This window comes from Neorhizobium alkalisoli, from assembly GCF_007829835.1.
Classification (GTDB): domain Bacteria; phylum Pseudomonadota; class Alphaproteobacteria; order Rhizobiales; family Rhizobiaceae; genus Neorhizobium.
The window spans coordinates 1035411-1057664 of sequence record NZ_VIWP01000001.1 but is presented as its reverse complement, the minus strand read 5'-3'; the positions used below and the strand labels follow the sequence as shown (position 1 = coordinate 1057664).

Here is a 22254-nt window from a genome sequence, read left to right as displayed (position 1 = left end):
TATGCATCCGGTATTCCTCCCACAGGAAACGCCGTGCGATCCGATTGGAAAGCTAAAGGATAAAAGTGAGTTTCGACAAACCTATAATTATCCGAAATGGATATTTTAGAGCGCCCTTTCTATTTGCGAGTTGTCATACTGCACGCATGGGAGGAGACAGGCATTTCCTGCAGATCGGCACCGAATGGTCGCCGATTTTCCCGTGTTGGACATGAAAGCTTCGGATCAGGAATGCCCTGGCCCGAAAGGGAGGCAGACGATGGACGATCGCATGAGGATAGGATGGGCGGGGATCGGCAAGATGGGCGCGCCCATGAGCCGACGCGTGCTGGAGGCTGGTTACGCGCTGACGGTTTTCGAACCCTTGCCGGAAAATCGCGCCACCATTGTTGCCGAGGGGGCGAATGTCGCCCACTCGCTGGAAGAACTGGCCGCGGCCTCCGACGCCATCGTGCTGACGATACCGAATGATGCGGTGCTGCGCAGCCTCGTGCTGGCGCAGGGCGCCTTGGCCGACGTCATGCAGAAGGGCCAGATATTGATCGAGATGAGCACCGTCTCGCCCGAAATATCCGTCGAATTGCATGAAGCACTGGGCGCGAAGGGCATTGCCTATCTCAGGGCGCCGGTTTCGGGCAGCACCAGCACGGCATCGGCCGGAAGCCTGTCGGTCATGGTGTCCGGACCGGAAAGCGCCTATCGGGAGATCGAGCCGGTGCTGGCATGTTTCGCATCCCGGCAATTCTACCTCGGCCAGAACGAGGAGGCCCGTTACCTCAAACTGGTGCTCAATGCGCTGGTTGGCGCCACATCGGCCTTGCTTGGCGAGGCGCTGACCCTCGGGCTGAAGGGCAATCTCTCGGTCGAGACGATGCTGAGCGTCATTTGCGAGAGCGCCGTTGCCTCACCGCTGATCGGCTACAAGCGCGATCTTCTGGTGAAACGCAATTTCGATCCGGCCTTTTCGGTGTCGCAGATGATGAAGGATTTCGACCTGATCCTCGGCGCTGCCAAATCCGACCACGTGCCGATGTATCTGGCCTCGATGATCCGCCAGCAATATGAGGCCGCTTATGCCGAAGGCCTGGCGGAAAAGGACTTTTTCGTGCTGTTCGAACAGTATGAACGCCTTGCCGGACTTTCCAAGGATCAGGAGCCGAAAGGCCCGGCTTTGAAGGCGGTATAATCCTCTCGTCATGGCAGCCCGTCCCGGCTAGTCTCGCGGGCAAGACCGACGCGACGGTGGGGAGGCCGACGTGAACGAATATGAAATGCTGCGCGTCATCGATTTTCTGGAGAAGACGCGCCAACCCTTCAGGCAGGTGATAGAACCGGCCGAAGAGGATGCGGTCTGGAGGGTGGTGACCTTCCTGATCCGCTCGCACATTCTCAGCCAGACTGTGACGATCTCGACGCTCGCGGAAGAAAGCGGCCTCCCCTATGCGACCGCCATGCGGCTGATCAACCGCATGATCGAGGACGGATCGGTGCTGCGTGTTCCCCGCGGCAAGACGGGCAAGAGCTTTTCGCTGCAGCCGAGCGAGACGCTGATGCGATCCTTCCAGGGGTATGCCCGCAAGACCAAATCCCTGCTCGCCCAGACGCTCGGTCTCAGGGCCGGCGAGGAAGAGGACGAATATTATTTTGGCGGAACACCGCTCGGCTCGCAGATCATTCCGCCGATGCGTCTCGTCCAGAAGCGGGCGGAATCGCAGATCGAGCTGCGTTTTCTCCTGAACGACGACAATTATTTCTCCGCCATGCGCAACATGTGGGCGGACTTTCGCAACAACCTCGCCTCGAGCAAGAATTTCGATCTTCTGCCCCTGCCGGACCTCTATAACCGGGCGCGCGAAAATGCTGCCAAGCCGGTATCCGACTATGATGTCATCGCCATCAACATGCCGTGGCTAGGCGAATTTGCCGAAAACGCCATCGTCCGGCCGATAGACCCCTATATCCAGACGACCGGCATCAATCCGCTCGACTTTCATCCGTCGATCTGGTCCACCGCCAACTGGTCCGGCAAGGATTATGGTGTTCCCGGTTATTGCACGATCGAGATCCTTGCGGCCCGCAAGGATCTGTTTGCCGATGCCGAACTGCCTTTTCCCAAAACCTTCGACGAGGTGATCGCTGCCGGCCGACGATTTCATTCGCCGGCAAACGGCATGTTCGGCGCCGTCTGGGACGGTGCCCGCGGCATGCCGATCGCATCGAGCTTTCTGTTCTTTCTGGGCGCCTGCGGCCAACCCGCCATTTCGATGAGAAAAACCCGCACCGGCTTTACCCTCGACGGCGTCGATCCCGACGAACTGGCCTGTTCCATCCTCTCCGATGCAGGATTTGCCGCACTCGATTACATGCGCCGGCTGATGGAGATTTCGCCGCCGAACATTCTCGACATGGCCTGGGATCAGGCCCTCGAAGTGTTCCTGAAAGGGCGCGCCAGCCTTGGTTATTTCTGGACGATGCGTACGGCCCGCTTCGAATACGACGTCCAGTCGGTCGTCAAGCGAAGGGTCGAATACCTGCCGCAGCCGGCCGGGCCGGGCGGCACGAGAGCGTCGCCGATCGGCGGTTTTCTATTCTGCATCCCGAGCAATCTTCCCGACGAACGCGTCGAACTGGCTGCAGACGCGATCGCCTGGATGGCGTCGCGGGAAGCGATGAAGGCGCATGTCAAAAACGGTTTTCCGGTGGCGCCGCGCTTTTCCGTAAGCGCCGATCCGGAAGCTGCCGCCAGCTCGCCGATCGTGCGCTTCGTCGACCAGCTGGCGAAAAAGGGCCTGCTCCATACCTGGCAACGGCCCAACATCCCGCAATATTCGGTCATCGAAAGCATTCTCGGCACTGCGATCCACGACGCATTGCGCGGTGTTGTCGATGACCGGGAAGCCCTCAGCCTGGCCGCAACGAAAATCAATCAGACCTTGCGGAAGATGGCGCCGAGGCGATCCGCAAGCCTTTGAAGCCTCCACTCCGCCGCGGTCCCCCATCTCGAAGGGTCAATGCTCCAATCGATTTCCTGCATGTTCCCGTCCGACACATCAGAGAAAATCGGCATTCGGTGCTACGTTCGCTGCACTCGGCAACTTATTCGCCCCGTGCATCCGCCTTCGCCTGCATCCTGCGACGAAACGCAGATGGCCGATCGCCAAAACGGGCGGTGAAGGCTTCATAAAAACGCGAGACCGAGCCGAAGCCAGATTCGAAGGCGACGTTTGTGATCGACATGTCTGTCGAGATCAGAAGCGAACGTGCGGTATCCAGCCGGTGGCGGGCGATTGCCTGGTTCATCGTCTGGCCGACCGCCCGCTTGAACAGGTTCATGGCGTAGTTCGGATGAAGGCCGACATCGCGCGCGACGTGATCGACGGAGATATCCTCAAGCGCGTGTTCGGCGATGAAACGCAGCATCTGCTCGACATGTCCGGCGCGGCCGCTGTCCTTTGACGAGAGACCGGCAATGGCCGGCGCATGCTCGCGAAGATCACGCCAGCCTTCCCGCTCGATCCTGAGAACCCGGGCCGTCAGCTCGCTTCGAACGATTTCGGTCAGCCCCTCGTCGCCCTGCAGAAGCTCCTCGCGCCATCTGAGAAAAATATCCTGGTCGAAAGGCCTGATAACGGTCGCTTCGATCACCGCGCCGCGAAAGACGGCGTCGCGGAACTGGCTGAGATTGGCGAGCCCCAGAAAGACGGACATCGGAACATAGAGGCAGACGAACCGCGTATCCTTTTCGATATCCGTCACCTGATGCGGAACCATGCCCCAAAAAAGGCAGAGGCGCCCCGCGCCGATCGTCAGTTCACGCCCGTCGAACCAATAGGTCATCTGCCCATTAAGAAGGAAATTCAGCTCGATCTGGCTGTGCATATGCGGGCCGGGCATGCGCTGCACGACGAGCGTTTCGCCGGCACAGAAACGGTGGTCGCCGAACACGACAAGCGGATGCCGCGGATCGAGATCGGGATGCGCCGGAACGGATTCGTCCTGCGAAACGGGTGCTGCGACCTTATCCATCTTAGGATCCCGGAAAACTTTCCCTCAAAAACGGTGGAACTCTACGGGTTTGTGGCAGAACATCAAGATGGGCTGGAGGAGCTCGATCGGTAGGGGTGAAATCTGTAACTTCATCAGATTACCGATGGTCATAAGGGAGGAACAGATGACCGTTGCAAAGAAGAGGCTGCTTGGCCTCGTATTGTCGACTTTTCTGATTGCGCCATCGGTTTTCGCGGGCGAAATCACCATCAATTCGGACCATTCGGATCCGGTGCCGAAAAAGGCAATGGGCGATCTGATCGCCGCCTTCGAGAAGGCCAATCCCGATATCAAGGTCAAGTGGAACAATTTCGACCACGAAGGCTACAAGGCCGCGATCCGCAATTTTTTGACCGCCGATGCACCTGACGTCGTTGCCTGGTATGCCGGCAACCGCATGGAGCCCTTCGTAAAGGCAGGCCTGTTTGCCGATGTCAGCGATGTCTGGTCGGCCAATGGCTACGACCAGCAGCTGAAGGCCGCCGTTCCCTCGATGACGATCGACGGCAAGAAATGGGGCATGCCCTACACTTACTACCAGTGGGGCATCTATTACCGTAAGGACATTTTCGCCGAAAAGGGCATTACACCGCCGAAGACCTGGGCAGAGCTTATCGCCGCCAGCGCCAAGCTGAAGGCTGCCGGAATCACGCCGTTCACGATCGGCACCAAGGCGCTGTGGCCGACCGGCGGCTGGTTCGATTATCTCGATCTTCGCGTCAACGGCTACCAGTTCCACATGGACCTGACCGCCGGCAAGATCCCCTATACCGATCCCAAGGTGAAGGCCGTGTTCGAGAAATGGGCCGAGCTGGTCAAGCCCGGTTACTTCATCGAGAACCACGCCGCGATCGACTGGCAGGATGCGGTTCCGCAGCTCGTCCAGGGCAAGGCCGCCATGTATCTGATGGGCAATTTCGCCGTTGCCACGATGAAGGACGGCGGGCTGAAGGAAGAACAGATCGGCTTCCTTCCCTTCCCGGAAATCACCCCCGGCCTGCCGCGGGCTGAAGAAGCGCCGACCGACACTTTCCACATTCCGGCCAAGGCCAAGAACAAGGAAGACGCCAAGAAATTCCTGGCTTATGTCGGCTCGCCGCAGGCACAGTCGACGATGAATGCGACGCTCGGCCAGCTGCCGGTCAACAACCAGGCGGAAAAGCCGAAGGACGTCTTCCTCGAAGCGGGCTTCACCATGCTCTCCGACGCACAAGGCCTTGCCCAGTTCTACGACCGCGACGCCAATGCCGAAATGGCTAAGGCCGGCATGGAAGGCTTCCAGGAATTCATGGTCAAGCCGGACAAGATCGACGCCATCCTGCAGCGGCTCGATAAGGTCCGAACCCGCGTCTACAAATAACGCTTCCTCCCAGAAGACCGGGCGCAGTGGCCGAAAGGTCCTGCGTCCGGCCGCAATCTCGAAATCTGCAAGGGTATCGCCGTGAGCCATTCCGCCACGCAGCCGCCGCGCCGCTCGAAGACATACCGAGAAGGCCTCACGCCATGGCTGTTTCTCGCCCCCGGCCTTCTCATGTTCATCATCTACGTCCTTTTGCCAATCTTCCAGTCGATCTGGATCAGCTTTCACGACTGGGACGGGCTTGGCGAAAAGGTCTGGATCGGCCTTGGCAATTACCGCGAACTTCTGGACGACGATTCCTTTTATGTCTCCCTGAAGAACAACGTCATCTGGCTGTTGCTCTATCTCCTGGCAATCCCGGCCGGCCTTGCCGTCGCGCTGTTTCTCAACCAGACGGTCACCGGCATCCGGCTCTACAAATCGCTGTTCTTTTTCCCCTTCGTCATCAGCCAGGTCGTGGTCGGCCTGATCTTCACCTGGTTCTACGCGCCGGATTTCGGACTGTTTTCAAAACTGTTCGAATGGCTGACGGGCCAGCAGCTGGCGGTCCTGGCGGATGAGCGCTACGTCACCTATGGCATCATCGTCGCGGGTCTGTGGCCGCAGACGGCCTATTGCATGATCCTCTACCTGACCGGTCTCAACAACATCAATCCGGAACAGGTCGAGGCCGCGCGGATGGATGGCGCCAAACGGTTCAAGCTGCTCTGGTATGTGGTCCTGCCGCAGCTTGCACCGGCGACCTTCATCGCCATGGTCGTCACTGTCATTGGCTCGCTGCGCTCCTTCGACCTTGTCTCGATCATGACCGCCGGCGGTCCCTACGGATCGAGCCAGGTCCTCTCCTATTTCATGTTCGAACAGGCCCTGTCCGAATATGGTTTTCGCATGGGTTATGGCGCCGCGATCGCGGTCGTGCTGTTCCTGATCATGATGGTGTTCATCTCGCTCTTCATCGTGCGGATGCTGATTCAGGAAAGGAACGCCTGATGTTCCCCTCCCCCATTCAGAACGCATCGCCATGGATGCGGACCGGTTATACGATCCTGCTGCCGATCGCCCTGATCCTCTGGCTGCTGCCTTTGATCGGTGTCGCCATCACCTCGGTGCGGCCGGCAGGCGATCTTGCCGCCGGCAATTATTTCGGCATGCCGTCCGGTTTCGCCGGTGTCGAGAATTATACCGCCGTCTTCCGGGATTCTCCGATCGGCCTCTATATCCTGAACTCGTTCAAGGTGACGATCCCGACGGTGATCGGTGCGGTCGGCATTTCCTGCCTCACCGGCTTTGCGCTCGCGGTCTATCGCTTCAAGGGCAATCTCGTCCTCTTTTTCCTCTTCGTCGCCGGCAATTTCATCCCCTTCCAGATCCTGATGGTGCCGGTCCGCGACCTGACGCTGAAGCTCGGGCTCTATGATACCGTGACGGGACTGGTGCTTTTCCACACGGCCTTCCAGACCGGATTCTGCACGCTCTTCATGCGCAATTTCATCAAGGGCCTGCCCTTTGCATTGATCGAATCCGCCCGTGTCGAAGGCGTGTCGGAATGGAAGATCTTTCGCCATATCGTGTTGCCGCTGATGCGGCCGGCCATCGCGGCGCTCTCCGTCCTGATCTTCACCTTCGTCTGGAACGACTATTTTTGGGCGACCGTGCTCGTGCAGGGCCAGCACGCCATGCCGGTGACCGCAGGCCTCTATTCGCTGAACGGCCAATGGGTCGCCGCCTGGCACCTCGTTTCCGCCGGATCGATCATCGCGGCGCTGCCGCCGGTCGCCATGTTCTTCCTGATGCAACGGCATTTCATTGCCGGCCTGACACTTGGAGCCACCAAGGGATGACTGACATCGTTACGATCGGCTCGGGCGATTTTGCGCTCAGCCTGCGCCTACCCGAAACCGGAATGCCCGAATTTCTGGCCTTCGGCCGCCCGCCCGTTGCCACCGATCCGCTGTTCGATATCGAACGATCGAGCCGCGTCAACGGGATGGACGTCGCTGTTCCTTCGGCCGTCCTGCTGCCGACCGGCGGAATGGGCTTTTTCGGCTGGCCTGCGATAACGGGCCACCGTGCCGGCCGCGATTTCATTCTCGCGTTCAGTGGCTGGTCGGTCGCGCGCGACGGAAAACAGACCGTGCTCTCCGCAAGCGACGCTGTCGCCCGGATCGGGATTGCGATCACCCTGACGGAACATGCTTCCGGCGTGCTTTCGATCGCAACCCGCCTTTCCAATACCGGCAACACCGATTACCAGCTCGACCGCTGCATGGCGGCAAGCTTCCTGGCGCCGTCGGGCGAAACAACGCTGACCAGCTTCACCGGCATCTGGGGCCGCGAATTCCAGACCCGCCGCGAGCCGCTTGGCAACGGCCTGTGGATGCAGGAAAGCCGTCGCGGCCGCACCTCGCATGATCGTTTCCCGATGCTGTTCATCGAGGCGGACGGCCAGCGTTTCGGCGTCACACTCGGCTGGAGCGGCAATCACCAGATCGCCATAGACCGCACCGATGACGGCCAGCGGCTTATCCATCTCGGTGAACTTTTCGAACCCGGCGAGACCATTCTTGCGCCAGGCGAAAGTTATCAGAGCCCGATCGCCTATGCCGGGCCGGACAGCGAGGCATTTCACGCCTTCGTCCGCTCAGAACTTGTCCATTGGCCGGGCGGCTCCATGAGCCCGAGGCCGGTGACGCTCAACACCTGGGAAGGCAATTATTTCGACCACCGGATGGGCTCCCTGAAAGCGCAGGCGGATGCGGCGGCGGCACTTGGCATCGAACGTTTCGTTCTCGACGACGGCTGGTTCGTCAAACGCGACGACGACACGACGAGCCTCGGCGACTGGGATATCGATCCGCGAAAATATCCCGACGGCCTTAAACCGCTTGTCGATCACGTCACCGGCCTCGGCATGCAGTTCGGCATCTGGTTCGAGCCGGAAATGGTCAATCCCGTTTCCGACCTGTTTGTTGCTCACCCGGATTGGGCGTTGCAGGTCGAAGGGCGCCCGCTGCTGACATCCCGCAACCAGCTGGTGCTCGATCTCACCCGGCCGGAAATATCCGACTATGTCTTCTCCAAGATCGATGCCGTGCTTTCCGGCCACGCCGTCTCCTATGTGAAATGGGACATGAACCGCGACCTGACCCATGCCGGCGGTCGCGACGGCAAGGCAAAGACCACCGCCCAGACCCGCGCCGTCTACGCACTGATGGATCGTGTTCGCGCCGCGCACCCGGCAGTCGAAATCGAGAGCTGCGCCTCGGGCGGCGGCCGGATCGATTATGGTGCGCTTGCCCGCACCCACCGCGTCTGGACCTCCGATTGCACCGATGCGCTGGAGCGGCTGGAAATCCAGCGCGGCGCATCGCTTTTCGTGCCGCCGGAAATTCTCGGCAGCCATATTTCCGCAAGCCCCAACCACCAGACCCACCGCCTCCATTCTCTGGGCTTCCGGGCGCTGGTGGCGATGGCCTATCATTTCGGTGTCGAGCTCAATCCTCTGGAACTTTCGGCAGAGGAGCGCGACGAACTGGCGCTTTATATCGAGGCCCACAAGCGGCTGCGCCCGCTCCTGCATGCGCCCGACGCCAATTTCCGGCTCGAGCCGATCGACGGCCGTTATGTCTGGGGTGCCGCGAGCGCTGAGAAGATCGTCGCCATCATCGCGCAGGGACCGCAGATGGTGGGCGAGCAGCCCGCGCCGCTGCGATTGCCGGAACAGGTGACGCGCTTTGGCGGGACATGGCGCATCGAAACCATCCTGCCCGAAAGGCCCGACTTCGTCCGCATATCGGAAGGTCAGCAGCGCCTGCTTTCCGGCGAGATCGCTTTCAATCTGGCGAATACCGGTTCGGCCGGCCTTCCCCTGCCGATGCTGCGGCCCGAAAGCGCCATGCTTCTCGAACTAACACCTTACAATGGGAGACAGACGCGATGAGCGACGTCAGCCTGCGCGCCGTCAAGAAGAGCTTTGGCGCCGTCAATGTCATCAAGGGCGTCGATCTCGATATTGCCGATGGTGAGTTCTGTGTTTTTGTCGGCCCATCCGGCTGCGGCAAGTCCACGCTTCTGCGGATGATTGCCGGCCTGGAAGGAATTTCCGAAGGCAGGCTGTCGATCGGCGGCAAGGAGATGACCGATGTCGGCCCGTCCGAACGCGGTGTCGCCATGGTCTTCCAGTCCTATGCGCTCTACCCGCATATGACGGTGGCGGAGAATATCGGTTTCGGCCTGAAGATGACCGGCCATCCGAAAGCACTGATCGCCGAGCGTACGGCCCATGCGGCAAAGATGCTGCAGCTGGAACCGCTGCTTCAGCGCAAGCCGGGGCAATTGTCGGGCGGCCAGCGCCAACGCGTTGCCATCGGCCGCGCCATCGTCCGCAATCCGGACGTCTTCCTGTTCGACGAGCCGCTGTCCAATCTGGATGCGGCGCTGCGTGTGCAGATGCGCTCGGAGCTTTCGAAACTGCACCAGGATCTGAAGGCGACGATGATCTACGTCACCCATGATCAGGTCGAGGCGATGACCATGGCCGATAAGATCGTCGTGCTTTCGGCAGGTCGCATCGAACAGGTCGGAGCGCCGCTCGAACTGTATAACAGGCCGAAAAACCTGTTCGTCGCCGGTTTCATCGGTTCGCCGAAGATGAATTTTTTGGCCGTTCCCGTAACGACGGCAGAAAGCGGCCGCATCAATGTCGGCCTGCCCGGCGGCGCGTCCGTTGCCCTCGATACGCATGGCGCCTCCGTCAAAGCAGGAACGATGACACTCGGCATTCGTCCTGAACATCTGGATGCGACCGGCAATGGTGACGTGGTTCTGGAAGGCCACGTGCGGCTTGCCGAACATCTCGGCTCGGAAACCCTGTTTTTCGTTTCGCTCGCCGATGGCGCCGAAATCGCCGTGAAGGCCGATGGCCTTGCGAGCCAGCGCGCCGGCGATCCTATCCGCATCGGCATTCCGGCCAAGGCCTGCCATCTGTTCGACACGGACGGCCTTGCCGTCATCAATGGGGATCTCACGCTATAATGCTTGGCGTCTGCTACTATCCGGAACACTGGAACGAAGACCGCTGGGAAACCGATGCGCGACGCATGCGCGAGCTCGGCATTTCCTTCGTGCGCATCGGCGAATTCGCCTGGTCACGACTGGAGCCGAGCCGCGGCAATTACGATTTTGCCTGGCTCGACCGGGCAATGGATGTCCTGACCAAGGCCGGCCTGAAAATCGTCCTCGGCACGCCGACGGCGACGCCGCCAAAGTGGCTGATCGACGAATATCCCGATATCCTGCCCTATGACGAACAGGGCCGGCCGCGCGGCTTCGGCTCCCGCCGTCATTACACGTTCTCTTCCGAAACCTGGTGGCGCGAGAGCGCCCGCATCGTCGAGGCGGTCGCGGAACGTTATGGCGAACATCCCGGCCTCGTCGGCTGGCAGACCGATAACGAATATGGCTGCCATGACACGACCCTGTCCTGGGGGCCGGAAGACCTGAAGGCGTTCCGCCGCTGGCTGCGGCTGCGCTACCAGTCTGCCGACCAGCTCAACGAGGCCTGGGGTTCGGTCTTCTGGTCGATGGAAGTCGGCAGTTTTGACGAGGTCGCGCTGCCGAACCTGACCGTCACCGAGAGCAATCCGGCGACACGGCTGGATTTCTGGCGTTTTCACTCCGACCAGATCGCCGCCTACGACAAGATGCAATGCGAGATCATCCGAAAACATTCGCCGGATCGCTGGATTACCCATAATTTCATGGGCTTCGTGCTCGATTTCGACCATTTCCAGGTGGCCGACAATCTCGACCTTGCCTCCTGGGACAGCTATCCGATCGGTTTCGTCGAAAAGTTTCCGTTCTCGGAAGCGGAGCGCAATCGCTGGGCCGAAACCTCGCATCCGGATATCGCGCCGTTCCACCACGATCTTTACCGCGCCGTTGGGCGCGGCCGGTTCTGGGTGATGGAACAGCAGCCAGGCCCGGTGAACTGGGCGCCCTGGAACCCGATCCCGAAACCCGGCATGGTGCGGCTGTGGACATGGGAGGCGCTGGCGCATGGCGCGGAAGTCGTCAGTTATTTCCGCTGGCGGCAGGCGCCGTTCGCGCAGGAGCAGATGCATGCCGGCCTGAACCTTCCCGGTCTGGACGAGCTTTCTCCCGGAGGCCGTGAAGCGGAACAGGTGGCAAAGGAATTCGCCATCGTCGGAACTCTGCCGGAGGTTCAGAAAGCGAAGGTTGCGATCGTCTTCGATTATCAGAGCTATTGGACGACGAAGATCCAGCCGCAAGGCAAGGATTTTCATTACGAGGAACTGACGTTCCGCTGGTACGAAAGCCTTCGTCGTCTCGGCATGGACATTGATTTCGTACGCCCCGGCGCTTCGCTTGACGGCTATGCGCTTGTCGTTCTCCCCTGTGCCACGGAGATCTCCGTCGATCTGGAGAGGCAGCTGCGCCGCTTCGACGGAGTGCTTCTCATCGGTCCCCGCACCGGATCCCGCACCCGCAATTTCAGCATTCCCGACAACCTGCCGCCCGGTCCGCTTGCCGATCTCACCGGTCACCGCGTCCTGCAGGTCTCAACGCTCCGGCCAGGCCTTGCCCAGTCGGTGACCGGGGAAGCCGCTGGAGCAGCGATCCGCTGGCGTGAAGATATCGAGGCAAGCGGCGACGTGCTCGCACGCTTCGGCGACGGCATGCCGGCCTTTACCCGCAACGGCAAGATCCATTATCTCGCCTGCTGGCCAGATGAAGCGCTTTTGACTGCGACAATGGCCCAGGTGCTGGACGCTGCGGGCCTGGCCAAATTCGAGGTGCCGGATCACGTTCGCCTGCGCCGGCGCGGCAACCTTGTCTTCGCATTCAATTATGGCGAGGACGACTGGCAGGTTCCAGCCGGGATGCGGATCGTTCTCGGCGAGAGCAATCTTCGGCCGTATGAGGTTACTGTCTGGCAGGCGTGAGAACTCGCGCGCCAAAACAGCGGCAACAGGCCTGGATTTCCTGAACGAAATCCAGGCCACGATCACCAAATTGATGGATTGGCTTTCGTTTCCGGCGAGCGTTGACGCAGGTCACCGCACGTTGAACCACAGCTGAGCGTTCAACTTTTTACCCTTATTTATCCCGGCCCCGAAGAAGGCCGGTGCTAGTCCTTTCTCCAGAGGTGCTGATGTGGATCGGCACCCATTTTTGGAGAGGTAAGGATCATGAAAAAGCTTATTATCAGCGCCATCGCACTCATGGCAGCCGTCGCTCCCGCCATGGCGGATAACCGTTGCGTGCCGGCCAAAGCGGTCATCGCCGCAAAGGCGGTTCCGGTCATTCACTACAAGAACACCGTGATCGACGGCGTGAACATCTTCTATCGCGAAGCCGGTCCCAAGGATGCGCCGGTCCTCCTGCTGCTGCACGGATTTCCGACCTCATCGCACATGTTCCGCAACCTCATTCCGCTGCTTGCGGACCGCTACCGCGTCATCGCTCCCGACTATCCGGGTTATGGCCAGAGCGACGCACCCGACCACACCAAGTTCGACTACTCGTTCGCGAACCTGACCAATATCGTCGACAAGCTGACCGAAAAGGTCGGAGCCAGCCGCTACAGCATGTATGTCATGGATTACGGCGCGCCGATCGGTTACCGGCTGGCGATCAAGCACCCGGAACGGGTCGAAACCCTGATCGTGCAGAACGGCAACGCCTATACCGAAGGCCTCGCCGCCTTCTGGGATCCGATCAAGGCCTATTGGGCCGAAAAGACGCCGCAGCGCCGGGAAGCACTTGCCGGCCTCGTGACGCTCGAAACCACCAAATTCCAGTATACCGACGGAATGGGCGATGTTGCGCGGATCAGCCCCGACAACTGGGTCGTCGACCAGGCTCTGCTGGACCGGCCGGGCAACAAGGATATCCAGCTGGACCTGCTGGGCGATTACGGCAGCAACGTGCCGCTCTACCCGCAGTTCCAGGCCTTCTTCCGCGACCGCCAGCCGCCAACGCTGATCGTCTGGGGCAAGAATGACAAGATTTTTCCCGAGGCCGGCGCGCATCCCTATCTTCGTGATCTCCCCAAGGCCGAGATACACATTCTCGACAGCGGCCATTTTGCGCTGGAAGACAAGCTCGACGTAATGGCGCCCCTTATCCGCGATTTCCTCGACCGCAAGCTCTGCAAATAAGGCGCTCTGCGGGGCCTCTTGCGGCCCCGCACCCAACATCCCGCCCGCCCCCAACATCCCGAAAGGAAAAGACATGACCAATTCCATTTTGGGCGCCCCGGCAACTGGCGCGCCATCCCTCTCGGTCGTCCTTGTGCACGGTGCCTTCGTCGATGGCTCCGGGTGGCAACAGGTCTATGGCGAACTCGTCGATCGCGGATTTGAAGTGCTTGTCGCCCAGCATTCGACCGCCTCGCTCGAGGGAGACATTGCAGCCGTCGAGCGCCTGATCGCCGCGGCCAGAAATCCGGTTCTCCTGGCTGGCCACAGCTATGGCGGGGCCGTCATCACCGAAGCCGGCAACCATCCGCGGGTCCGGGCGCTGGCTTATATTGCAGCTTTTGTGCCTGATGCTGGCGAGTCCGTTGCCACACTGAACGAAGCTCCGGCAGGTCCCGACGAGACCAAAGCACCGCTGCTGCCTCCTCAGGACGGTTATCTCCTTGTCGATCCGGCCCGTTTTCCGGAAGCTTTTGCAGCCGATGTTGACCCCGCCACCACACGGTTCCTGGCCGCGGCACAGCAGCCTTGGGCCATCACGGCGGCCGTCACACCGCTCACCCGCGCAGCATGGCAGACCAGACCCAACTTCTATCTCGTCGCTTCCGCAGACAGGATGATACCTCCGACAGCACAGCGCCGGATGGCCCAGCGAGCAGGAGCGAAAATCACCGAAATCGACAGCAGCCACGCCGTGATGATGGCGCATCCGCAGGAGGTGGCCGCGTTCATTGCAGCAGCTGCCTCCACCGTAACCTCCGCCGAACGAGGAGACGGACAATGACACAGACCGTCACCTATCACCGAATAACGAGCGTTGCCGGCGTAGACATATTTTATCGCGAGGCAGGTGAGCGGGATGCACCCGTCGTGCTGCTGCTTCACGGCTTTCCGAGCTCCTCGCATATGTATCGCAACCTCATCCCGGCGCTCGCCGACCGCTATCATGTGATCGCACCCGACCTTCCTGGGTTCGGCCTGTCAGCAATGCCGTCTTCCGGCGACTTCGACTATGGTTTTGCCACGTTCGCGAACATCATCCTCGGCCTTCTCGAACAGCTGGGTGTCGAACGCTACGCGCTCTACGTCATGGATTACGGGGCGCCGACCGGGTTTCGGATGGCGCTGGCCCATCCCGAACGCGTGACCGCCCTGATCATTCAGAACGGCAACGCCTACGAGGATGGCATGGGCGATTTCTGGGCGCCGACACGCGCCTACTGGGCCGATAATGGCCCCACCAACCGCGATGCGCTGCAGCCTTTTCTGTCGCTTGACGGGACACGCTTCCAATATCTCGCCGGCATGAAGGATCCGGCACGGATCGATCCCGCAGCATGGCTCTACGACCAGCTTTTCCTCGACCGCCCCGGCAGCGCGGAAATCCAGCTGGATATCATCTATGACTATCGCACCAATGTTGCGCTTTACCCGGCTTTTCACGTCTATTTTCGCGCACATCGGCCGCCGGCCCTGATCCTGTGGGGCGAAAATGATCCCGTCTTCCTGCCCGAGGGCGCCCGCGCCTTTCTGCGCGATCTGCCCGAGGCCGAGCTTCATTTTTTCGACACCGGACATTTTGCCCTCGAAGACAAGGCGGACGAGATGATCCCAATCATGCGCGATTTTCTCGCGCGCAACCTGACCGACGAGCCGAAACCCTAGGAAGGATAACGACCATGTATAGCAGCAAATCCAAGTCGAGCGTGCTTCCGACCGGTGGTGGCATGACCCTCATCGATCCATCCGACGCCCTGATCCTGCTTCTCGATCATCAGTCGGGCCTGTTCCAGACGGTCAAGGACATCTCGGTTTCCGATCTCCGCCGGAACGTGGTGACGATCGCAAAGCTTGCTACACTTCTCAACATCCCCGTCATCACGACCGCCTCGGAACCCGCCGGCTCCAATGGTCCGCTGATGCCCGAGATCCACGAACACGCACCGCATGCCGTCTATGTGCCGCGCAAGGGCGAGGTGAATGCATGGGATAATGACGACTTTGTCGGCACGGTGCGCTCGACCGGCCGGATGACGCTCATCATGGCCGGCGTCTGGACAAGCGTCTGCGTGATGTTTCCGGCGCTTGACGCCCGCGCTGCCGGTTATGACGTCTATGCGGTGCTCGATGCTTCGGGGGATCCAAGCGACATGGCCTCGCGCATTTCACTCGCCCGCTTCGTGCAGGGTGGCGTCAAACCGACCTCGACCAATGCATTGCTATCCGAGCTTCATCGCACCTGGGCGCGGCCGGAGGCGGCAGAACTCGGCATGCTCTATGGTCTTGTCGCGCCCAATTACGCAGCGGTCGCCGAGAGCTATGCGCGTGCACAGCAGGCTGCGCGCGAGGCGGGCTAGCATCCGTCCAATGCCCTGCGAGCTGAAACACGGCAGGCAAGCAGGATCGGCTTTACTCCATTTCAGTCATGGCAAGCTGGGTCCGCCGGATCGCTGCACCCGCACCCATCGCGCGGGCGTAATGCAGGGATTTTTGGAAATAGCGCGCGGCCTTTTCAGGCTGCGCGTTTCCGGTCTCGATCACACCCGCAACACGCCAGAGATCCGGATGCCACCAACGTTCCTCGCGGATCCCGATTTCGCCGACAGCGGCCCGCAGAGATTGCTCCGCCGACGGCATATCGCCCGCAGCGATATAAGCCTCCGCCAGCAGGCTGCGATAGAATGGAACGCGCGCGCGCCAGCCACCACGAAGCAAGCCGGCGATGCTGTCCTGCATCACGGCGAAACCGGCCCCCTCGCCGTCGGCCGCCTGAATGGCGCCTGCGAAAAACCTGGCCGTACCCTCGTAGATGCCAACAGTTTCGCGTCGCCCGACTTCGGCCAGCTGTTGTTGGAGCCGCAAAGCGGTTTCCAGGTCACCCTCGACGAAAGCGATCGGAAGGCCCGTCAGGGAAATCGCATTCCCGAGGGATATCATGTGGTCGAGATCGGCCGCGCGATTGATGGCATGATCGACCAGACTGGAAGCACGATCCGCATCACCCTTTAACCAGAGCAGAAATGCCTGAGACAGACGAATGCCGACGGGCAGATCGACCTGGAATCGGGACAATCCATGCCCCTCTTCCAGATGGCCCCAATCCTTCATCAGCGCCTCCAGATGGGCCGATGCCGAATTGAACTCGCCTGCATAGATCTTGATATGCGCCAGCAGGCGTTTGCCGTCGGGCGCAATCGCCCAGTCCAGTCCCTTTGCGGCCGCAAAATCGTTCATGCTGCGCAATGCGGTGCGCGGCCGGCCGGAATAGGCCAGGAAAACGGCTTGTCCGCACACCGAACGGATCTGAAATTCGGCATCATGCGATCCGCCCGCGTGAAAAATGCTTTCGCGCCAGGCGTCATCGGTTTGCGGGTGCATGTGGCGCGCCAGCGTCATCGCCCAGGCTCTGGCGGTGGAGAGCTTGGCCCGGCTCAGGGGCGCCAGCCCCTGAAGAGCGGCACTGTTCTCGCCCGCAAGGTCGATCGCCGCCAGCATTTCCCGGAAGGCTGAAAGCTCTTGCCAAAGGGGCAGTGCCGCGACCACCAGTTCGACACCCAATGCCGCGTCACCGGCCGGATCGAACGCCCAGCCAATCGCAGCCCTGATATCGTCGATCTGCCGCCGATATTTTCGCAGCCATTCACGGGACGACTGCGAGGACCATTCCCGTTCGGCAATCTGGAGCTTGTCCCTTATGCGGATGGCAAACTGCCGCCTCGCCTTCTCCCGGTAACGTGACCCGAAGAGACGCTGGGCGGCATAGGCGCCGGTGCTCTCGGCCAACCGGTAGTGCATGGTCCCGCCGTCATAGTCCGCAGCGACGAGAGATTTCGCGACAAGCTGCGCCAGGGCATCGCGTCCCGCCATGGGCTCAAGAGCGCCGGCGGAATAGATCGCCTCGACATCGTCGGCGCTGAACCGGCCCGAAAAGACCGAAACCAGACTGAGCAACACGGCCTCGCTCTCGGGAAGGAGCCGATAACTCCAATCGAGCGTGGCTTCCAGCGTCTGGTGTCGCAAGGGCGCATCCCTTGCTCCCCGGCTCATCGAGTCGAAACCGTCCTTGAAGAGATCGTCGAGTGCAGAGGGCGCAAGAACACTGGCGGTGCCGGCAGCCAGTTCGATCGCGAGCGCGAGCCCTTCCAGCCGCTTGCAGATCGAGACGACGCTCCGGACATAGTCGTCCGTGGGCTCGGCAAGACCGGACCCTTGCGATTTAGCGATGAAGAGCCGGATCGCCGGAAACTGCAGCACGTCTTTCTTCGAGAGTGGCGTCGCATCGTCCGGATAAGCGAGCCCGGAGAGGAAATGGATTTGCTCGTGCCGCGTTCGCAGCGGCTCACGGCTCGTTGCGAGGATACGCGCGGCAGGCACTTCCGATGATATCCGCTCAAGGATCATCGCTGCCATCGAGATGACATGCTCGCAATTGTCGATGATCAGAAACAGCCTGCTGCTGCGAAGCACGTCGATCACGCCTGCGATCGGATCGTCCAGTCCAAGCGAGATGCCAAAGGCAGAGGCGATCGCGGGCACCACGAACCGAGGGTCGCTGACCGTCGAGAGATCCGCAAAGACGACTGCCTCGCCGGCGCCGCAGCAAAGCCGGGCGACTGTGACCGCAATCGACGTCTTTCCGGCACCACCTGGCCCGACAATGGCGACATAACCCGGTTGATCTAGCTTTTCAGAAATTTGCCGGATCGCGTCGTCGCGGCCAAGAAGTTCTCGCACGTGAGGCGGGGCGGCGTAATGGCTCGGGATTGAAGGCGTGTGTCGCGCCACGGCTGGGCGACCACTGTCCACTGCAGCGACGAACTTGTAACCACGGCCGGCGATCGTCGCGATGTAATCCGTGGCTGGATCGAGTTCGGCCAGCGAGCGTCGAAGATTGCCGACATTGACCTTCAGATTATGGTCATGGACGATATAGTCCGGCCAGACATGGGCGAACAGATCGGCCTTGCTGACCACCTCGCCAGCCCGCGTCACGAGCAGAGTGAGAATATCGAACCCGCGCCCGCCGAGCGCGACAGGTTGCCCTTTATGCAGGAGAGCCTGCGCCTCTGGCAACAAACGGAAATCGCCGAACTGGTAGGTGTTTTGCTTGGACAAGGCACGGAGATCGCCGTCGTTTGGCACTTTGCCCTCATAAATACATAAAAGCCGGACGTTACACCGCACTCGCCCATTTGCAAGACGTCTGGAAAGACGGTTGCAAACGTATCGGTGCCATGCATCTCGAACTTGAGAAACATGTGCAGGAAATCGCCGCTGCGGTTGTCGCGTTATTAAGCAAATGATCCTCCTTATCCGGCAACCTCAGGTTTGTGGATAAGGAGCGCTCTCTTGGATCCTCGTTCTTCTCATTACCCTCACCCGACGAATGAAGACGCCATCGAAGCCAAGGCTTTCATGGATCTGTATCACGCCGCCCACGGGAGGCTGCCGGGTAAGGAGCAGTTCGAATGCATTTCCATCCATGGCGGATGCGCGATCTCACTTCCGCGCGCACCTGCCATCGGCCTTAACCGCATCCTCGGTCTCGGCAAGCCGGAAGACCTCGATGAAGCCTATGCCTGGATGAGCTCCAAAGCAGGGAACCGGTTCCTGCAGGTCAATGTCGATGCAGCATCCGACGAGCTGAGATTTTGGATGCAGTCCAAAGGATTGGCTGCCTATGGTCCTGGATGGGCAAAGCTCAGGCGAGATGCGTCTGCAGGCTCACTGCCGCCATCGGGAGATGTCAAAACGCGAAAAGTTCGGCCTGATGAAGCCGAGTTGTTCGGCACGATGATGTGCGCCGGGTTCGGCTTTCCGGAAAACCTCGCGGCTTTATGGTCCGCAATCGTCGGAAGAGACGGATGGTTATGTTTCTTCGCCCTGGACGGAGAGATACCGGCTGGAACCGGAGCCATGTTCGCGTCGGGATCCTTTGCCTGGCTCGGCGGTGGCACGACCGTTCCAAGCTTTCGAAACCGCGGTGCGCAGAAAGCGCTCATTCACGCGCGCCTACAGGAAGGCGCGGTCCACGGCGTGTCGACCTTCGTGGTCGAAACCGAAGCCCCTTCGCCGGAAAAGTCGAATATCTCGAACGCCAACCTGACGAAAATGGGTTTTGTGCACTGCTATAACCGCAGTAACTTCAACTTGTGACGGGCAGGTGCCGGCGAACACGAAGCGGGCCTTGTTTTCGGTATCGATTGCGGGACGACCCGGATCAGCGCCATAGCATGCGAGAGCAGACGTCATGTTGCCTCACCAGCCCTGAATAAGCGCGCCAGATCATCAAAGGCACCGCACTTATTTGACCCACCCTCTTCGGGCCGGTAGACGACCGTTATATGGCTGAGCGGCAGTAAAATGCGGCCGCCAAGGCAAAAACCTTTCGACGAGGCTCGCATGACCGATCTTTTCGATTCCGCCCCCCGCACCGGCTCCATGCCGCTGGCTGCGGAATTGCGCCCGGCGACGCTTGACGATGTCATCGGGCAGGAAAAGGTTCTCGGCGAAGGAACAATGTTGCGCCGGCGCATTGCCGCCGGGCGGCTCGGCAGCATTATCCTCTATGGCCCGCCCGGCCTCGGAAAGACCTCGATTGCCCGTGCCATCGGCAACATGCTGGGCAAGAATTTCCGGCCGCTGCATGCCGCGCACAACAATGTCGCCGATATCCGCAAGATCGCAGATGAGGCACGCATGCGCCCGACTCTGCTGTTTGCAGACGAGGTGCATCGCTTCAGCGCAACCCAGCAGGATCATCTTCTGGCGCTTTGCGAGGAAGGCGTCGCCGATTTCATCGGCGCGACGACCGGCAATCCCTATCACTCTCTGACCCCCGCTCTCATCTCCCGCTCGACCATCCTCAAGCTTGAACCTTTGGCCATCGAGGAAATGGAAGAGGTCGTGCGCCGCGGGATCAACCATCTGGCAGGTCGCGGCATCGCGGTGCAGCTTGCCCCGGCACTTCTGCGGCGCATTGCCGGTCGTTCCGGCGGCGATGCGCGCCGCGCCCTGACCGTGCTGGAGAGCCTCGCGGTCGGCCATCCTTCGGGCAAACCCGTTCTGATCACGGAGGCGATGGTCGACGAGGCCTATGCTGCCGCGCCGGTCAATCATGACCGGTCCGGCGACGCGCATTATGATGTTGTCTCCGCCTTCGTAAAATCCATGCGCGGCTCCGATCCGGACGCGACGCTCTACTGGCTGGCGCGATTGATCCATGGCGGCGAAGATCCGCGTTATATCGCCCGCCGCATCATGATCCACGCTTCAGAAGATGTCGGTCTGGCCGACAATACCGCGCTGCAGACGGCCGTTGCGGCACTGCATGCGGTGGAAAAGATCGGTTATCCGGAAGCGCAGATCGTGCTGGCCCATGCCGCACTCCATGTGGCGCGCGCGCCAAAATCGAATTCGGCCTGCCGCGGCATTTCGCTGGCGCTTGCCCATGTGGCAAGCGAGGCGCCGTCAGCCGTGCCGATGCATCTGCGCGACGCCCATTACAAGGGTGCCGCAGCGCTTGGCCATGTCGGTTATGCCTTTCCGCACGACGATGGTCGTGGCTGGAGCGAGCAGATCTATGCGCCGGGCGTGCCGACTGGCGCGTTCTATCAGAGCGATGCGCGCGACGCGCCCACCTTCGAACGACGGGCGGACGAGCACTGGGAAAACGTGACCGGTCGTGGCACCCCGCGCCGGTTCAGGGACAAGCGCTGAGTCCGCGACTATAAAGCGTCGCCATCCGAATTCCGTCCCAGCGTGGTGAACAACCAGTCGCGAAAGGCGCGTACCACGGGCCGGGCCTCGTTGCGCTGCGGATAGATCAGAAAATGATTGGCGTCGCTGAGCGTCACCGAGCGTCCGGCAAACGGCATGACAAGCCGGCCGCTCGCCAGTTCCCGCTCTGCTAGGGGAACAGCCTCAAGGCACACGCCCATACCATCCACGGCCGCAGCAATTGCCATGAAGCTGCGATCGAACCGCAACGAAGGTTGCGGCGGCATTGTCGACCCGTTGGCACGGAACCAGTCCGACCAGGTAACCGTCTTGATCATGCTGCGGATCAGCGGCACGCGGTGCATATCCTCTACCGTTTCGAGCCGCTTCGCCATTTCAGGCGAGCACATTGGCTGCATGTCCACTGTACCAAGCGAATGGATAACCAGCCCCTCGGGATCGGGCCGCCCATAAACGATATCAACATCGAAATGGTCCTGATCGAACCGGGCAGGCTTCGTATCGGCAGAGATTGTCACCTCGAAACCCGGGTTCGCCGCCATAAAAGCGTTCAGCCGCGGCGTCAGCCATTGGGCTGCGAAGCTCGGCGAAGAATGCAGGCGCAACACCAATGACTGACGAGCCGACAGCGTATCCATCGCGCCGCGCAGCAGCGACATCGCTTCTCCGACAGGCCGCTGAAACAGCAGGCCATCCGAGGTCAGCCGCAGCTCGCTATGGCTGCGGTCGAAAAGCAGCGTCCCGATGTCACGTTCCAATTTGGTGATCGCATGGCTGACGGCGCTGGGGGAAAGGTTCAGATCCCTGGCCGCGAGCTTGAAGGAGAGATGTCGTGCAGCAGCCTCGAACGCCGGCAACGCACCGATCGGAATACGCTTCATCGAT

17 protein-coding genes are annotated in these 22254 nt (G+C 60.7%); 14 read left to right on the top strand and 3 right to left on the bottom strand.

Annotated features, from left to right (window positions below; all coding sequences use genetic code 11):
- Window positions 1–259: 259 nt before the first annotated feature.
- Window positions 260–1186: an NAD(P)-dependent oxidoreductase gene (locus tag FHW37_RS04645; protein WP_186458139.1), complete on the top strand. Its 927-nt coding sequence runs from the start codon at window positions 260–262 to the stop codon at window positions 1184–1186.
- Between the two features lie 70 nt (window positions 1187–1256).
- Window positions 1257–2972, top strand: coding sequence for an extracellular solute-binding protein (locus FHW37_RS04640; protein ID WP_145633123.1), 1716 nt, complete (start codon window positions 1257–1259; stop codon window positions 2970–2972).
- A gap of 124 nt (window positions 2973–3096) precedes the next feature.
- Here FHW37_RS04640 and FHW37_RS04635 read toward each other — a convergent pair whose 3' ends face one another.
- Complete coding sequence (locus FHW37_RS04635; protein ID WP_145633120.1) at window positions 3097–4026, bottom strand: helix-turn-helix domain-containing protein; 930 nt, start codon at window positions 4024–4026, stop codon at window positions 3097–3099.
- A gap of 145 nt (window positions 4027–4171) precedes the next feature.
- On the opposite strand from FHW37_RS04635, the gene FHW37_RS04630 reads away from it, so the two are divergent.
- The 10 genes from FHW37_RS04630 to FHW37_RS04585 all read left to right on the top strand — a co-directional run bounded on the left by FHW37_RS04630 (window position 4172) and on the right by FHW37_RS04585 (window position 15986).
- A complete protein-coding gene (locus FHW37_RS04630; RefSeq protein ID WP_145633118.1) occupies window positions 4172–5407 on the top strand; it encodes an ABC transporter substrate-binding protein in 1236 nt (411 codons plus the stop codon).
- A gap of 81 nt (window positions 5408–5488) precedes the next feature.
- Window positions 5489–6397, top strand: a complete 909-nt coding sequence (locus tag FHW37_RS04625; protein WP_246690662.1) for a carbohydrate ABC transporter permease — start codon at window positions 5489–5491, stop codon at window positions 6395–6397.
- Entirely contained in the window at window positions 6397–7248 is an 852-nt protein-coding gene (locus FHW37_RS04620; RefSeq protein ID WP_145633115.1) for a carbohydrate ABC transporter permease, read from the top strand. Before FHW37_RS04625 ends, FHW37_RS04620 begins: the two co-directional genes overlap by 1 nt.
- Window positions 7245–9347 carry an alpha-galactosidase gene (locus FHW37_RS04615; RefSeq protein ID WP_145633112.1) on the top strand — a complete coding sequence of 701 codons (2103 nt, stop codon included), beginning with the start codon at window positions 7245–7247 and terminating at the stop codon, window positions 9345–9347. Before FHW37_RS04620 ends, FHW37_RS04615 begins: the two co-directional genes overlap by 4 nt.
- Entirely contained in the window at window positions 9344–10441 is a 1098-nt protein-coding gene (locus FHW37_RS04610; protein ID WP_145633109.1) for an ABC transporter ATP-binding protein, read from the top strand. The genes FHW37_RS04615 and FHW37_RS04610 overlap by 4 nt, the downstream gene beginning before the upstream one ends.
- Window positions 10441–12372 carry a beta-galactosidase gene (locus FHW37_RS04605; RefSeq protein ID WP_145633106.1) on the top strand — a complete coding sequence of 644 codons (1932 nt, stop codon included), beginning with the start codon at window positions 10441–10443 and terminating at the stop codon, window positions 12370–12372. The genes FHW37_RS04610 and FHW37_RS04605 overlap by 1 nt, the downstream gene beginning before the upstream one ends.
- 246 nt (window positions 12373–12618) lie before the next feature.
- A complete protein-coding gene (locus FHW37_RS04600) occupies window positions 12619–13590 on the top strand; it encodes an alpha/beta fold hydrolase (RefSeq protein WP_145633103.1) in 972 nt (323 codons plus the stop codon).
- A 73-nt stretch (window positions 13591–13663) separates the two neighbouring features.
- On the top strand, window positions 13664–14413 hold the full coding sequence (locus tag FHW37_RS04595; protein ID WP_145633100.1) for an alpha/beta fold hydrolase: 750 nt from the start codon (window positions 13664–13666) through the stop codon (window positions 14411–14413).
- The gene (locus FHW37_RS04590; protein ID WP_145633097.1) at window positions 14410–15294 is read left to right on the top strand and encodes an alpha/beta fold hydrolase; all 885 of its coding nucleotides are present in this window, start codon (window positions 14410–14412) and stop codon (window positions 15292–15294) included. The genes FHW37_RS04595 and FHW37_RS04590 overlap by 4 nt, the downstream gene beginning before the upstream one ends.
- 14 nt (window positions 15295–15308) lie before the next feature.
- Window positions 15309–15986, top strand: coding sequence for an isochorismatase family protein (locus FHW37_RS04585; RefSeq protein ID WP_145633094.1), 678 nt, complete (start codon window positions 15309–15311; stop codon window positions 15984–15986).
- A gap of 52 nt (window positions 15987–16038) precedes the next feature.
- Here FHW37_RS04585 and FHW37_RS04580 read toward each other — a convergent pair whose 3' ends face one another.
- Entirely contained in the window at window positions 16039–18744 is a 2706-nt protein-coding gene (locus FHW37_RS04580) for an ATP-binding protein (RefSeq protein WP_246690661.1), read from the bottom strand.
- 234 nt (window positions 18745–18978) lie between these two features.
- On the opposite strand from FHW37_RS04580, the gene FHW37_RS04575 reads away from it, so the two are divergent.
- Together FHW37_RS04575 and FHW37_RS04570 are read left to right on the top strand one after the other, a co-directional pair.
- Window positions 18979–19785, top strand: a complete 807-nt coding sequence (locus FHW37_RS04575; protein ID WP_145633088.1) for an N-acetyltransferase — start codon at window positions 18979–18981, stop codon at window positions 19783–19785.
- Between the two features lie 246 nt (window positions 19786–20031).
- Window positions 20032–21348 carry a replication-associated recombination protein A gene (locus FHW37_RS04570; protein WP_145633085.1) on the top strand — a complete coding sequence of 439 codons (1317 nt, stop codon included), beginning with the start codon at window positions 20032–20034 and terminating at the stop codon, window positions 21346–21348.
- A gap of 8 nt (window positions 21349–21356) precedes the next feature.
- Here the strand turns inward: FHW37_RS04570 and FHW37_RS04565 are convergent, their stop codons facing one another.
- The gene (locus FHW37_RS04565; protein ID WP_145633082.1) at window positions 21357–22250 is read right to left on the bottom strand and encodes a LysR substrate-binding domain-containing protein; all 894 of its coding nucleotides are present in this window, start codon (window positions 22248–22250) and stop codon (window positions 21357–21359) included.
- Between the last annotated feature and the right edge of the window lie 4 nt (window positions 22251–22254).